Genomic DNA, 13,946 nt, shown 5'->3' on the forward strand with positions numbered 1-13,946 from the left:
CGCTTCAGTCCGTACCGCTGAGCTGGCGCAGGATTCGCGCGCTGTCGGGGTCGGCCGGGAAGAAGGTTTCCAGGGCCAGTTCCGACAGCGTCACGTCCACCGGTGTGCCGAACACCGTGATGGTGCCGATCAGGCTGCACACGCCCAGTTCGGTCTGCAATTGCACCGGGATCAGCACCATGTCGCCGTTGGCCGCCTCGTCGTAGGGCGGTGCCGGGTACGCCGCCACCTCGTCGCGCAACGCCGCCAGCGCGGGATCGCCGCTGGCCTCGAAGTCGCGCTGCAGTCGCTCCACCACATGCGCCTTCCACGGCCCCAGATTGAGGATGCGCGGCGCCAGCCCCCTGGGGTGCAGGCTCATGCGCAGCACGTTGATCGGCGGCTGCAGCAGCTCCGGGTCGACGCCGATCAGGAAGATATCCACCGTACGGTTGGAGGCCAGCAGGTTCCAGTGGCGGTCCACCACCATCGCTGGGTTCGGCTCGTGGGCCTTGAGCAACTGGTCGATGGCCTGACGGGCGACGGTCAGCGCGGGGTCGTCGAGGCCCTTTTCCGAATACACCGGGGCATAGCCGGCGGCGCTGAGCAGGCGGTTGCGTTCGCGCAGCGGGATGTCCAGCTGTTCGGCCAGATGCAGGAGCATTTCGCGGCTGGGCAGGGCGCGTCCGGTTTCGACGAAACTCAGGTGGCGCGTGGAAATCTCCGCGTCGCAGGCGAGATCGAGCTGGCTGAGTCGGCGGCGCTGGCGCCATTGGCGGAGCAGGGCGCCGACGGGTTGGGCCGGGTTTTTCTGGGCTGGGCTATTCATAGCTGGGCCGTTCATGGCGGTGCGGGTCATGGCATCGAACAATAGACGGGGCGCCCCGTAACGGCCATTACCTGGCAGGTAATCGACGCACCTACGTCCCGGGCGGATTCTTCAGCCACACGCCGCCAACCGGTGGCGCCCCTTGAAGGAGCTTCGCAATGACTCTGCTGCAATCCTCCCCGCTGCTTCGCCTGACCCTGAAAGTCGATGCTATCGCCGGTGGCGCCATGGGCCTGCTGATGGCGCTGGCCGCGCAACCGCTGGGCGAACTGTTCGGCTTGCCCTTCGTCCTGCTGCTGGTGGCAGGCATCGTGCTGTTACCGCTGGCGCTGGTGCTCTACTGGATGAGCCAGCAACTGGCGCTGTCGCGCACCGGTGTCTGTGCGGTGATTGCCTTGAACGCGCTTTGGGTGGTGGAAAGCGTCGCCCTGCTGGTGACCGGCTACGTACAGCCGACTGCCCTGGGTTACGCCTTCGTCATCGGTCAGGCGCTGGTGGTCCTGCTGCTCGCTGAACTGGAGTTTTTCGGCCTGCGGCGGTCGGCGGTTCTGGCCCTGTAAGCGCTTTACGCCGGGGATTGTCGACGGTGCTTTATAGGATGGGGGGAGCGCAGCGATACCCATGCGGTTGGTGCATGGGTATCGATGGGTATCGCTGCGCTCCACGCCATCCTACGTTGGTGCTCGTCGGCGACTCCGCGAGAGGGGACGCTCGGCTCCTGCGCGCGAACCGACTTACGCCAGCTCCTCGCGGACGAAGTCCAGCCGATCCTGGCCGAAGAACATCTCGTCCCCGACGAAGAAGGTCGGCGCGCCGAACATCCCGCGTTTGATCGCCGCCTCGGTGTTGGCCTTCAGCGCGTCCTTCACGTCCTGCTCGGCGGTCAGCGCCAGCAGCGCCTGCGGGTCGAAGCCCGCCTCGGCCAGTCGCGGGCCGAGCACCGCCGGATCGCCCAGGTTCAGCGCGTCCACCCACATGCCTTTGAACACGCAGGCCAGCAGCGCCTCGAAGCGCTCCGGCTGGCGCAACTGCACGCCGGTGGCTGCGCGCATCAGCGTGAGGGTGTTGATCGGGAAATGCGGGTTCATCTTCATCGGCACGCCGTAGCGGCGGGCGAAGCGGGTCATGTCGATCAGCGTGTAGCGCCCCTTGGCCGGCACGGCGATGGGCGACGCATTGCCGGTGGCCTGGAACACGCCGCCCAGCAGGACCGGGCGATAGACCAGCGCGGCGCCGGTCTCGGCGCAGATCTTCGGCAACTGCGTATAGGCCAGGTAGGAGGTCGGGCTGCCGAAGTCGAAGTAGAACTCGACGGATTTGCTCATGAGTGGCTCTCTTCTTGTTGTCGTTATAAGTGGATTACCAGCGCTCGATCCAGGGGCGCAGGTCCAGCTCGAAGGTCCACGCGTCCCGCGGCTGGCTGTGCAGGTACCAGTAGCTGTCGGCGATATGCTCGGGGTCGAGGATGCCGTCCTGGTCCTTCTGCGCGTATTTCTGCGGGAAGTTCTCGCGGATGAATTCGGTGTCGATGGCACCGTCCACCACCACGTGGGCGACGTGCAGGCCCATCGGTCCCAGCTCGCGGGCCATGCTCTGGGCCAGGGCGCGGATGCCGTGCTTGGCGCCGGCGAAGGCAGCGAAGCCCGAGGCGCCACGCAGGCCGGCGGTGGCGCCGGTGAACAGGATCGTGCCGCGCTGGCGCTTGACCATGCGCTTGGCCACTTCGCGGCCGGTGAGGAAGCCGGAGAAGCAGGCCATCTCCCAGATCTTGAAGTACTTGCGCGCGGTCTCCTCAAGGATGCTGCAAGGTACGTTGGCGCCGATGTTGAAGACGAAGGCTTCGATGGGGCCGATGTCGCGTTCGATGGTTTCCACCAGCTCGATCACCGCCTCTTCCTGGCGCGCATCGGAGGCGAAGCCGTGGGCCTCACCGCCTTCGGCACGAATCTGGTCCACCAGCGGCTGCAGCTTGTCCGCGGAGCGCCGGGTGACGCAGGCGACGTAGCCCTCACGGGCGAAGCGGCGGGCGATGGCGCCGCCGGTGGCATCGCCGGCGCCGATGACCAGGACGACTTTCTTGTTCGACATTCTCGTTTCCTCTGGGTTGCGCAAAATGGGTAAACGGTCGTTAGGTAAACGAACGTTATGTTAACATTCGACGCATCGTCAACCGCTTCGACGGAGGCGCTCCATGCGCTACTCAGCCACCCACAAGGAAGAAACCCGCCAGCGACTGCTCGACAGCAGCGGCGCGCTCGCCAAGCAGGGCGGCTTTGCCACCTCAGGCGTGGACGGTCTGATGAAGGCGGTGGGATTGTCCGGCGGGGCGTTCTACAACCACTTCGGCTCGAAGGACGAACTGTTCGCCGCCATCGTCGAACGCGAATTGCAGCAGAGCGTCGAGCGCCTGGCCGCCAAGGGCAAGGTGCTCGACCGGGCGCGCCTGGAGCGAGGGCTGAAGCGCTACCTGAGTGTCAGCCACGTACAGGACGCCAGCGCCGGTTGCGCGATTCCAGCGCTGGGGGCGGAAATCGCCCGTGCCGACGAATCCGTGCGGCAGAGCGCCGAGGATGCCCTGGTGGAGTTGCAGCAGGCATGGGCCGAGGCACTCGGGTCGCCGGAGGACGCCTGGGCATTGCTGGCGCAGTGCGTCGGTGCGCTGGTGCTGGCGCGGATGGTCGCGACGGAGAAGGTGCAGAAGACCATCGTCGAATCGAGTCGGGACTTCCTGATTCGGCACCTGGACGAGAAGTGAGCGACTACCCTTCGGGGCGCAATCTCGGCGTTGTTCAGCATCTCACGTAGGGCGGATAACCCGGCACGGGTTATCCGCCGGAATGGCCGATAACGCCATAGGCGTTATGCGCCCTACAGCGGCAGTGCCATGGCGTGAGGTTCAGAGGCCGCGGATGGCCAGGTCCGCGCCGAGCAACAGCAATCCACCGAAGAAGCAGCGGCGGAACGCCAGCGGGCTGATCCGTGAGCGCAGCCAGGTGCCCAGATACATCCCCGCCAGCGCCGGCAGCAGGGCCAGCAGCGACAGGCCGAGGACATCGGCCTGCAGCAGCGAGCCGTGCTGGCTGAGGGTGATCGCCAGGGCCAGGGTCGAGACGGTGAAGGACAGTCCCAGCGCCTGTACCAGGTCGTCCTTCTCCAGTCCCAGCGCCTGCAGGAAAGGCACCGCGGGAATCACGAAGACGCCGGTCACGGCGGTGACGCCGCCAGTGATCACGCCGATCAGCGGCGACAGCCAGCGCTCATGCCGTGGCGCCACGCGGAAGCGCTTGTTCGAGAGCCCCAGCAGCGCATAGAGGATCAGCGCCACGCCCAGCAGCGGCGTAGCCGCCGGCCAGTTGCGCCCCGCCAGCAGCCAGCCTACCAGCAAGGTGCCGACGACGATGCCGACGAGCATGCCCCAAAGGCGTTTGAGCAGACCGAGGAAGCGCGGCCCGGCGGCGAGCTGCCAGACGTTGGTGACGGTGGAGGGAACGACGAGGATCGCGGCAGCCTGCATCGGCGGCATCACCAGCCCGAGCAGCCCGACGGCGACCGTGGGCAGGCCGAGCCCCACCACGCCCTTCACCAGGCCGGCGAGGAGGAAGGTGAGGACAATCAGTTCGAGGTGCTGGGGGAGGGTGTCGAACATGGCCGGGTCTTATTGAAGGCAAGGCGGCCAGGATACGAGGGTTTGAAAGCCTTGGGGAAGCGCGGCCCCTCTCCCTAACCCTCTCCCTGAAGGGAGAGGGGACCGTTCGGTGCAGGAGAAAACTTCGGTATCAGCCGGCATGGATAGCCCCCTCTCCCATCAGGGAGAGGGCGGGGGGAGAGGGCAAGTTGCTGCGCAGAGATCCGACCGGGGGCGGATAGGCCGAACGTTGGTTCAGATATTCGCCACTGGCTGATAAGCCTTCGGCTTGAAGTACAGCGTCTCGCCACGGGCGAGGCCGGCCAGGCTGTCGTGGTCCTTCACCACTTCGGCCTCGATCAGCTCGTCCTGGCCGTCGACCTTGAGGGTCACCCGGGTGATAGCGCCCAGCGGACGGATGTCGCGGACTTCGGCGGCTCGGTGCTCGGCCACTTCGGAACGCGACAGCGAGATTTCGTGCGGACGGAACAGCACGTGCTCGTCACCGCCGATGTGCAGGCGGTTGGAGTCGCCGAGGAAGTGGTAGACGAAGTCGCTGGCCGGGTTCTCGTAGACTTCGCCCGGCGAGCCGATCTGCTCGATCACGCCCTTGTTCATCACTACGATGCGATCGGCGACTTCCATCGCTTCTTCCTGGTCGTGGGTGACGAACACGGAGGTCAGGTTGATCTCCTCATGCAGGCGTGCGAGCCAGCGGCGCAGCTCCTTGCGCACCTTGGCGTCGAGGGCGCCGAAGGGCTCGTCGAGCAGCAGGATCTTCGGCTCCACCGCCAGGGCGCGGGCCAGGGCGATACGCTGGCGCTGACCGCCGGAGAGCTGTTCCGGGTAGCGGTCGGACAGCCAGTCCAGCTGCACCATGTTCAGCAGTTCGTGGACCTTCTCGGCGATGCGCGACTCGCTCGGGCGTTCCTTCTTGGGCTTCATGCGCAGGCCGAAGGCGACGTTGTCGAACACCGTCATGTGGCGGAACAGCGCGTAGTGCTGGAACACGAAGCCGACGTTGCGATCACGCACGTCGTGCTGCGAGACGTCCTCGCCGTGGAACACGATGTTGCCGGCGTCCGGGGTTTCCAGGCCGGCGATGATGCGCAGCAGCGTGGTCTTGCCGCAGCCGGACGGGCCGAGCAGGGCAACCAGTTCGCCGCTGTGGATATCCAGGTTGATGTCGTTCAGCGCCTTGAAGGCGTTGAAGTTCTTGCTGACGTTACGGATCTCGATGCTCATGGCTGGGCTCTCACTTATTCATCGTCAGCTTTGACTTTGGTTCGGGACAGGCGCGACTCGCTCCACTGCTTGAGCAGCAGGATGACGAGGGCCATCAGCAGCAACAGGGTGGCGACGCTGAAAGCGGCGACGTGGTTGTATTCGTTGTAGAGGATTTCGACGTGCAGCGGCAGGGTGTTGGTGACGCCGCGGATGTGCCCGGAAACCACCGACACCGCGCCGAATTCGCCCATGGCGCGCGCGGTGCACAGCACCACGCCGTAGATCAGGCCCCATTTGATGTTCGGCAGGGTCACATGCCAGAACATCTGCCAGCCGTTGGCGCCGAGCAGGCGCGCGGCTTCCTCTTCCTGCGTGCCCTGTTCCTGCATCAGCGGGATCAGCTCGCGGGCGACGAAGGGGAAGGTAACGAAGATGGTCGCCAGGACGATACCGGGCACGGCGAAGACGATCTGGATGTCGTGGTCCGACAGCCACTCGCCGAAGTAACCCTGGGCGCCGAACAGCAGCACGTAGATCAGGCCGGCGATCACCGGCGAGACCGAGAACGGCAGGTCGATCAGGGTGACCAGGATGCTCTTGCCGGGGAACTCGAATTTGGTTACGCACCAGGCGGCGGCCACGCCGAACACCAGGTTCAGCGGCACCGAAATGCCCACGGCGATCAGCGTCAGCTTCAGTGCGGCCAGCGCGTCGGGTTCCAGGATGGCCTCGAAGAAGGTGCCGAAGCCCTGCTTCAGCGCCTCGCTCAGCACCACGAACAGCGGCAGCAGCAGGAACACGGCGAAGGCCAGCCAGGCCAGCGCGATCAGGGCGCGGCGGCCCCAGACATTACCCCGGCGAGCAGCGTTGGCAGCGGCCGCGGCGGAAAGGCTTGCGGTACTCATGGCGCGCTCCTCAAGGCGTTTCGATGCGGCGTTGCAGCAGGTTGATCAACAGCAGCAGAACGAAGGCGATGACCAGCATCAGCACGCCGATGGCGGTGGCGCCGGTATAGTCGTACTGGTCCAGCTTGACCATGATCAGCAGCGGCAGGATCTCGGTCTTCATCGGCATGTTGCCGGCAATGAAGATCACCGAACCGTATTCACCGACGCCACGGGCGAAGGCCAGGGCGAAACCGGTCAGCCAGGCCGGCAGCAGCGCCGGCAGCAGCACGTGACGGAACACCTGCAGCGGCTTGGCGCCCAGGCAGGCGGCGGCTTCTTCGACTTCACGGGGGATGTCCGCCAGCACCGGCTGCACCGTGCGCACCACGAACGGCAGGACCACGAAGGTCAGCGCCAGGGTGATGCCCAACGGGGTGTAGGCGATCTTGAAGCCCAGTTCGGTAGCGAAGCGGCCAACCATGCCGTTGGGCGCGTACAGCGCGGTGAGCGCGATACCGGCCACGGCGGTGGGGAGGGCGAAGGGCAGGTCGATCATCGCATCGATGATCTTGCGGCCCGGGAAGCGGTAGCGCACCAGTACCCAGGCCAGCAGGGTGCCGATCACGCCATTGATCAGGGCGGCGATCAGCGCGGTGCCGAAGCTCAGCTTGAGCGCGGCGATGACGCGCGGCGCGGTGATGATGGTCCAGAACTGATCCCAGGTGAGCTCAGTGGTCTTGAGGAACAAGGCCCCCAGCGGAATCAGCACCAACAGGCTGAGATACACCAGGGTGTAGCCCAGAGTCAGCCCGAAGCCGGGTATGACCGGGGAGATGCGTCGCGACATTGTCTGTCCTTTCTCGTGAACGCGTTGAGCCCCCGCCATGGGGCGGGGGTTTTCGTTCCGCGCGGGCTGTGCACCGGCCCGCCCGGATCGGGCCGCCCGGCACAGGGCCGGGCGGGTGGCGCATCACTGCGCCTGGTAGATCTTGTCGAAGATGCCGCCGTCGTTGAAGAACTTGGGCTGCGCAACTTTCCAGCCGCCGAAGTCCTTGTCGATGGTCACCAGGTTGAGTTTCGGGAACTGGTTGGCGAACTCGGCTGCGACCTTCTCGTTACGCGGGCGGTAGAAGTTCTGCGCGGCAATGCGCTGGCCTTCTTCGCTGTACAGGTACTTCAGGTATTCCTCGGCGACCTTGCGGGTGCCTTTCTTGTCGACGGTCTTGTCGACCACGGCCACCGGCGGCTCGGCCAGGATGGACACGGACGGGACGACGATCTCGAAGTTCTCGCCGCCCTGTTCCTTCTTGGCCAGGAAGGCTTCGTTCTCCCAGGCCAGCAGCACGTCGCCAATGTTGTTGTTGACGAAGGTGATGGTCGAACCGCGGGCGCCAGTGTCCAGAACCGGAACGTGCTTGTACAGGTTCTGCACGTATTCCTGGGCTTTCTCGTCGCTACCGTATTCCTTCTTCGCCCAGGCCCAGGCGGCCAGGAAGTTCCAGCGGGCGCCGCCGGAGGTCTTCGGGTTCGGGGTGATGACTTCCACGCCCTGCTTGGTCAGGTCGGCCCAGTCCTTGATGCCCTTGGGATTGCCCTTGCGCACCAGGAACACGATGGTCGAGGTATACGGGGTGCTGTTGTCGGGCAGGCGGGCTTGCCAGTCGGCGGGCAGCAGCTTGCCCAGCTTGTTCAGCTCGTCGATGTCGCCGGCCAGGGCCAGGGTCACCACGTCGGCCTTCAGGCCGTCGATCACGGCGCGGGCCTGTTTGCCCGAGCCACCGTGGGATTGCTGCACGGTCAGGTCGTCACCGCCCTGGGCCTTCCAGTGCTTGATGAAGGCGGCGTTGTAGGCCTGGTACAGCTCGCGGGTCGGGTCGTAGGAAACGTTCAGCAGTTGGGTCGCGGCGGAGACGGGGCCTGCGATCAAGGCGCTGGCCAGTGCGGCCAGGGCGAAACGGCGGATGGACATGTGCAGCTCCTGAAAAAAATGCAGTTCTATTTGTGTTTGTTTGGCAGGGTCTTTCGGGGGGCGATGTCAGCCACGCATTCGTGGCTGGCAGCTGCAGTACCGGTGGGGCAGTGCGGTCATGGCGACGCTCCGGTGGTCCAGTCCTGCCCCTTGATAAAGGGACACGGTGGCTCAGGCAGGCTTGCCCGGGCTCTGTTGCAGGCGGAATTTTTCCTTGCGCTCGATCTGCACCACCTGGCCGTTGTGCACGGTGATCTCGACGGCGCCGAAACGCAGGCCACGCAGGGCGCTCTGCACTTCGCGCAGGATGTTGGCTTCGTCCTGGCCGTCCAGGCTACGGAGGGTTGCGCTCATGGGTATCTGCTCCTAATGGGTTGACCACCGGCCGATTCACCAACGGCGCGTGCGGTGTGAGCGCATCTTAGGCAGGAGCTGGATATTCTTAAAAATACTGTTTAAGAATTTTTATATATCAGAAAGTTTTTAGGGCGGATTCATGCGGTTCCGCGCGGTAATTGTGCCAGCAGGACTTCGGCCGGCTGCGGGGCGCCGTACCAGTATCCCTGGCCGAAATCGCAGGCGTGGGTGAGCAGGAAGGCGGCCTGGTCGGGACGTTCGATGCCCTCGGCGACCACTTGCAGGCCCATGCTCTGGCCCAGCGCGATCACCGCGCAGGCGATGGCGGCGTCCTCGGAGTCGTCCGGCAGGCCGGCGACGAATCCCTGGTCGATCTTCAGCTTGTGCACCGGCATGCGCTTCAAGCGCATCAGCGAGGAGTAGCCGGTGCCGAAGTCGTCGATGGCCAGGTGGACGCCCAGCAGGCGCAATTGGCAGAGCAGCTCCAGGGCCTGGTCGAAGTTCTCCATCACCGCGCTTTCGGTGACTTCCAGCTCCAGGTGATGCGGCTCCAGACCGCTCTGCTCCAGGGCCAGGGCCACACGCTCTTCCAGGCCGCCGCGACCGAACAGCCGGCTGGAGACGTTGACCGCTATGAAGTCCAGATGGATTCCGGCGTTGAGCCACTGGCGCATCTGCCGGCAGGCCTGCTCCAGCACCCAGGCGTCGATGGCGGTGATCAGGCCGCTTTCCTCGGCCACCGGAATGAATTCGCCGGGCGCGATCAGCCCTTTCTGCGGATGCTGCCAGCGCACCAGTGACTCGACGCCGACCATGCGGCCCGTGGCCAGGTCGTGCACCGGCTGGAAGTACAGGCGCAGCTCGTCATGGTCCAGCGCATGGCGCAGCGCCGATTCCACCTGCACATGGGAGCGCGCGCGGGCGGTCAGCTCGGGGGTATAGAAAGCGTAGAGGTTGCGCCCGCTGGCCTTGGCCTGGAACAGCGCGGCGTCGGCATGCTGCATCAAGTGGTCGACGTTGCGCGCGTCCTCGGGGAACAGGCTGACGCCCAGGCTCACCGACATGTAGATGGTCTGCTCGTTGACCTCGAAGGGCGCGCTCATCGCTTCCAGCAGGCGTTGGGCGAGGCTGCTGGCATGGTGCGGCTGCTGGCTCTCGAGGACCACGGCGAATTCGTCGCCGCCCAGGCGGGCCAGGGAGCAGCGTTCATCCAGGCAGCTTTCCAGGCGCTCGGCGACGGCGCGAATCAGCTGGTCGCCAATGTTGTGGCCGAGGCTGTCGTTGATGTGCTTGAAGTGATCGAGATCGATGCTCAGCAGTGCGCCACCACCCTGTTCACGCTCGGCGCGGGCCAGCGCCTGGTCGATGCGCTCGCGCAGCAGCAGGCGGTTGGGCAGGCCGGTAAGCGGGTCGTGGTGGGCGAGGAAATCCAGCTCGTGCTGCGAGCGCTTGAGGCTGCTGAGGTCGGAGAACACCGCGACGTAGTGGGTCAGTTCACCCTCCTCATTGCGCACGGCACGGATGTGCTGCCACTGCGGATAAACCTCGCCGCTCTTGCGGCGGTTCCAGATCTCGCCGCTCCAGACGCCGTTCTCGTGCAGGGCCGTCCACATGTGTTGGTAGAAGGCGGCGTCCTGACGGCCGGATTTGAGTAGTGACGGCTCGCCGCCAAGCACGTCTTCGGCGCTGTAGCCGGTGATGCGTGAGAAGGACGGATTGGTGTGCACGATCACGCCGCGCGCGTCGGTCACCAGCAGGCCTTCCTGGGTCGCCTCGAATACGGCGGCAGCCTGGCGCAGGTGATCCTCGTTGCTGCGCTGGTGAGTGATGTCGCGGTTGACGCCGGTCAGGCGCAGCGGGCGACCATCCTCGCCGCGGGTCAGGCGGCCGCGGCTGCGGACCCAGCGGTAGCTGCCGTCGCCATGACGGATGCGGTAGACGCACTCCAGGCGTGTGCGCAAGCCCTGGATGCAGTCCTGGTGCAGGGCGAGGATGCGCGCGCGGTCTTCCGGGTGCAGACGCTGTTCCCAGAGCAGCAGGTCGTCGCTCAGGTGCTCCAGGGGCAGGCCGATCAGGTTGGCGTAGCCGGGTGAGTAGTAGACGCGCTGGGTTTCCAGGTCCCAGTCCCAGATGCCGTCCTCGACCACCTCGAATACGCGGCTCAAACGCTGCTCCTTGTCCGCCAGTGCGGCGAACGCGGCGTCCTGCCGGCGGAAGTGGCGGCAGAGCAGAAAGAACAGCACGAGGAAAGTGAGTGCGAGGAACCCGTACTTCTTCAGCTCCAGCGCCCGCGCCAGTGAGGCGGGGTCATGCAGGACATTTTGTAACCATTGGTCACTCAGCCAGACCCAGAGGGTGGCGGCGATCAGGTACAGAAAGCTGATGCGCAGGGCGCTGAGGCGTGGATTCATGCGGTAGTGGGGTGGATTTATTGGCTGCGCAGTATAAATGATGGCCAGTTGGCCGCGTTCGTATCTAAAAGACCGGATGGTAATCCGGACCCGCTTGGTGATAATGCGGCTGTCCCTGCCTGCCAGGGAGTAGTCCTACACCCCTTCCGAGGTACAGTATCGCCTATGTGGTACAACGGTTTCCTTGACCTGTCGCCGTGGCAACTGGTGGCAGTCACCCTGGTCCTGACACATATCACCATCGTCAGCGTCACCGTCTATCTGCACCGCTACTCGGCGCACCGAGCGCTTGAGCTGCATCCGGCGCTGCAGCATTTCTTCCGCTTCTGGCTGTGGATGACCACGGCCATGAACACCCGCGAGTGGACGGCCATCCACCGCAAGCACCACGCCAAGTGCGAAACCGCCGAAGACCCGCACAGCCCGGTGTACAAGGGCCTGGGTACCGTGCTGCGTACTGGCGCCGAGCTGTATCGCAAGGAGGCGGAGAACGCCGACACCCTGCGTATTTATGGCAAGAACTGCCCGGAAGACTGGATCGAGCGCAATGTCTACTCGCGCTATCCCACCGGCGGCATCGTGCTGATGGCGATCATCGACCTCGCTCTGTTCGGCGTGCTCGGCATGACCGTCTGGGCCGTGCAGATGATGTGGATCCCCGTATGGGCCGCCGGCGTCATCAACGGCCTGGGCCATGCTGTCGGCTACCGCAACTTCGAGTGCCGTGACGCCGCTACCAATCTTGTGCCCTGGGGCATCCTGATCGGCGGCGAGGAGCTGCACAACAACCACCACACCTACCCGAACTCGGCGAAGCTGTCGGTGAAGAAGTGGGAATTCGACCTGGGCTGGGCCTGGATCAAGGTGTTCAGCTTCCTGCGCCTGGCCAAGGTTGCCCGCGTGGCGCCCATCGCGCATCGCGTGGAAGGCAAGGGCAGCCTGGACATGGATACCGCCATGGCCATCCTCAACAACCGGTTCCAGATCATGGCCCAGTACCGCAAGCTGGTGATCGGTCCGCTGGTGAAGCAGGAAGTGGCCAAGGCCGACGAGTCGGTGCGCCACCTGTTCCGCCGCGCCAAGCGCCTGCTCTCGCGTGAAACCAGCCTGCTGGAAGAGCGCCATCATGCGCGCATCCAGGATCTGCTCGCGCAGAGCCAATCCCTGCAGGTGATCTACGAGAAGCGCCTGGCCCTGCAGCAGATCTGGGTGAAAACCAGCGCCAACGGCCACGACATGCTCGCCGCGATCAAGCAGTGGGTGCACGAGGCGGAGGCCAGCGGCATCCAGTCCCTGCGCGAGTTCGCCGAGCAACTGAAGACCTACTCCCTGCGTCCGGCCGTCTGATATGGCGGAAACGTCCTAGGACGTTGAGAGATGCGTCTCAGAAAAGCCCGCCGTTCGGCGGGCTTTTCGTTTAATTTGCAGCAGCCTGGCGTAGTTTGCGGTCATAGCCCCGGTCAATGAGCGGGAGGACGCTGATACATGGATGAGAATAAATTGCCGGCCGATCAGGAAGAGGCCTTGCTGGCACTGCTGCACAGCCGTGCCGAGGTAACCCGGCTGAAGGAGCGCGAACAGCTCTTCAGTGCGCTGCTGGCGAGCGTGAACTCGGTACTCTGGGCCTTCGACTGGCAGGCGCAGCGCATGGTCTATGTCAGTCCGGCGTACGAACGCATCTTCGGCCGCTCCGCTGCGCTGCTGCTGGCGGACTACAACGAGTGGCGCAACTGCATCTACCCCGATGACCTGGACTACGCCCAGAGCACCCTGCAGGAGGTGCTGGAGCGCGGCGCCATCGAGCAGCGCGAGTACCGCATCCTGCGTGCCGATGGCGAAGTGCGCTGGCTCAGCGACAAATGTTTCGTCAGTCAGCACAGCGACGCCGGCCTGCCGCTGATGATCGTCGGCATCGCCGAGGACATTACCGACAAGAAGCACCTGGAAACCGAGCTGCACCGCCTGGCTACCACCGACGTGCTGACCCAGAGCAGCAACCGCCGCTACTTCTTCGACAGCGCCGAGCAGGCCTTCCGCGACTGCAAGGCGACCTCCACGCCGCTGGCCTTCCTGCTGCTGGACGTGGACGACTTCAAGAAGATCAACGACGTCTACGGCCACCAGGTCGGTGACGTGGTCTTGCAGCGCATCGCTCAGAGTGGGGCGGGCGCGCTGCGTCGCGGTGATCTGTTCGGCCGTATCGGCGGAGAGGAATTCGCCGTGCTGCTGCCCGGCTGCGACGAAAACATGGCGCGGCAGATTGGCGAGCGCCTGCAGCGGGAAGTGCAGCGTCTGCGCTTCAACGAGGCCGAGCATTTCTTCAGCGTCACCATCAGTCAGGGGCTGACGCTGCTACAGCCGGATGACCAGAATCTTTCCGCGCTCTACAGCCGTTCCGATGCGGCGCTGTATCAGGCAAAACGTACCGGAAAGGATCGTATTGTTCAGGGATGAAACACATCTGCCGTGTCCGCGGCGGATACATTAATACTTTCCGACTAATCCTTTTCGCGCAGATACGAAGGTGTACGTTTATGCTGTCAAAATGCCTATGTCGGGATTATGGCGCCTTATAAATCAATGATTTACGAATACTGATTTGCCTTCTGTCGGATTCCCGGCGTAGGATCGCTTCCTACGTTGACACGCCTTTGTCCCCCCC

Annotated in this window: 14 protein-coding genes; 4 read left to right on the forward strand and 10 right to left on the reverse strand. The window is 64.6% G+C overall.

Annotated elements, in window-relative coordinates:
* Positions 1–4 precede the first annotated feature (4 nt).
* Positions 5–808 carry an MmyB family transcriptional regulator gene (locus FAS41_RS28125; RefSeq protein ID WP_138526599.1) on the reverse strand — a complete coding sequence of 268 codons (804 nt, stop codon included), beginning with the start codon at positions 806–808 and terminating at the stop codon, positions 5–7.
* Positions 809–966: 158 nt separating this feature from the next.
* Here FAS41_RS28125 and FAS41_RS28130 point away from each other — a divergent pair, with 158 nt between their 5' ends.
* Positions 967–1,368 (forward strand): hypothetical protein, encoded by a 402-nt coding sequence (locus tag FAS41_RS28130; protein ID WP_138526600.1) that lies wholly within the window; start codon positions 967–969, stop codon positions 1,366–1,368.
* A gap of 174 nt (positions 1,369–1,542) precedes the next feature.
* Here FAS41_RS28130 and FAS41_RS28135 read toward each other — a convergent pair whose 3' ends face one another.
* Both FAS41_RS28135 and FAS41_RS28140 read right to left on the reverse strand, forming a co-directional pair.
* Positions 1,543–2,133: a 2-hydroxychromene-2-carboxylate isomerase gene (locus tag FAS41_RS28135; RefSeq protein ID WP_138526601.1), complete on the reverse strand. Its 591-nt coding sequence runs from the start codon at positions 2,131–2,133 to the stop codon at positions 1,543–1,545.
* 34 nt (positions 2,134–2,167) lie between these two features.
* On the reverse strand, positions 2,168–2,896 hold the full coding sequence (locus FAS41_RS28140) for an SDR family oxidoreductase (protein WP_138526602.1): 729 nt from the start codon (positions 2,894–2,896) through the stop codon (positions 2,168–2,170).
* A gap of 103 nt (positions 2,897–2,999) precedes the next feature.
* On the opposite strand from FAS41_RS28140, the gene FAS41_RS28145 reads away from it, so the two are divergent.
* Positions 3,000–3,563 (forward strand): TetR/AcrR family transcriptional regulator, encoded by a 564-nt coding sequence (locus FAS41_RS28145; protein WP_138526603.1) that lies wholly within the window; start codon positions 3,000–3,002, stop codon positions 3,561–3,563.
* 141 nt (positions 3,564–3,704) lie between these two features.
* On the opposite strand, the gene FAS41_RS28150 is transcribed toward FAS41_RS28145, so the two are convergent.
* The 7 genes from FAS41_RS28150 to FAS41_RS28180 form a co-directional block, all read right to left on the reverse strand.
* Positions 3,705–4,454, reverse strand: a complete 750-nt coding sequence (locus FAS41_RS28150) for a sulfite exporter TauE/SafE family protein (protein WP_138526604.1) — start codon at positions 4,452–4,454, stop codon at positions 3,705–3,707.
* 234 nt (positions 4,455–4,688) lie between these two features.
* A complete protein-coding gene (locus FAS41_RS28155) occupies positions 4,689–5,678 on the reverse strand; it encodes a sulfate/molybdate ABC transporter ATP-binding protein (protein ID WP_138526605.1) in 990 nt (329 codons plus the stop codon).
* Between the two features lie 14 nt (positions 5,679–5,692).
* Entirely contained in the window at positions 5,693–6,565 is an 873-nt protein-coding gene (gene cysW / locus FAS41_RS28160) for a sulfate ABC transporter permease subunit CysW (protein WP_138526606.1), read from the reverse strand.
* Positions 6,566–6,575: 10 nt separating this feature from the next.
* On the reverse strand, positions 6,576–7,394 hold the full coding sequence (gene cysT, locus FAS41_RS28165; RefSeq protein ID WP_138526607.1) for a sulfate ABC transporter permease subunit CysT: 819 nt from the start codon (positions 7,392–7,394) through the stop codon (positions 6,576–6,578).
* Positions 7,395–7,517: 123 nt separating this feature from the next.
* Positions 7,518–8,516: a sulfate ABC transporter substrate-binding protein gene (locus tag FAS41_RS28170; RefSeq protein WP_138526608.1), complete on the reverse strand. Its 999-nt coding sequence runs from the start codon at positions 8,514–8,516 to the stop codon at positions 7,518–7,520.
* A gap of 171 nt (positions 8,517–8,687) precedes the next feature.
* Positions 8,688–8,870 carry a sulfur starvation response protein OscA gene (oscA, locus tag FAS41_RS28175; protein WP_017520779.1) on the reverse strand — a complete coding sequence of 61 codons (183 nt, stop codon included), beginning with the start codon at positions 8,868–8,870 and terminating at the stop codon, positions 8,688–8,690.
* A 140-nt stretch (positions 8,871–9,010) separates the two neighbouring features.
* The gene (locus FAS41_RS28180; RefSeq protein WP_138526609.1) at positions 9,011–11,284 is read right to left on the reverse strand and encodes a putative bifunctional diguanylate cyclase/phosphodiesterase; all 2,274 of its coding nucleotides are present in this window, start codon (positions 11,282–11,284) and stop codon (positions 9,011–9,013) included.
* Positions 11,285–11,449: 165 nt separating this feature from the next.
* On the opposite strand from FAS41_RS28180, the gene desA reads away from it, so the two are divergent.
* Together desA and FAS41_RS28190 are read left to right on the forward strand one after the other, a co-directional pair.
* Entirely contained in the window at positions 11,450–12,631 is a 1,182-nt protein-coding gene (desA, locus tag FAS41_RS28185) for a delta-9 fatty acid desaturase DesA (protein WP_138526610.1), read from the forward strand.
* Positions 12,632–12,769: 138 nt separating this feature from the next.
* Positions 12,770–13,738, forward strand: coding sequence for a GGDEF domain-containing protein (locus tag FAS41_RS28190; protein ID WP_024762123.1), 969 nt, complete (start codon positions 12,770–12,772; stop codon positions 13,736–13,738).
* The last annotated feature ends 208 nt before the right edge of the window (positions 13,739–13,946 follow it).

Source organism: Pseudomonas nicosulfuronedens (assembly GCF_005877905.1).
GTDB classification, from domain to species: Bacteria; Pseudomonadota; Gammaproteobacteria; order Pseudomonadales; family Pseudomonadaceae; genus Pseudomonas; species Pseudomonas nicosulfuronedens.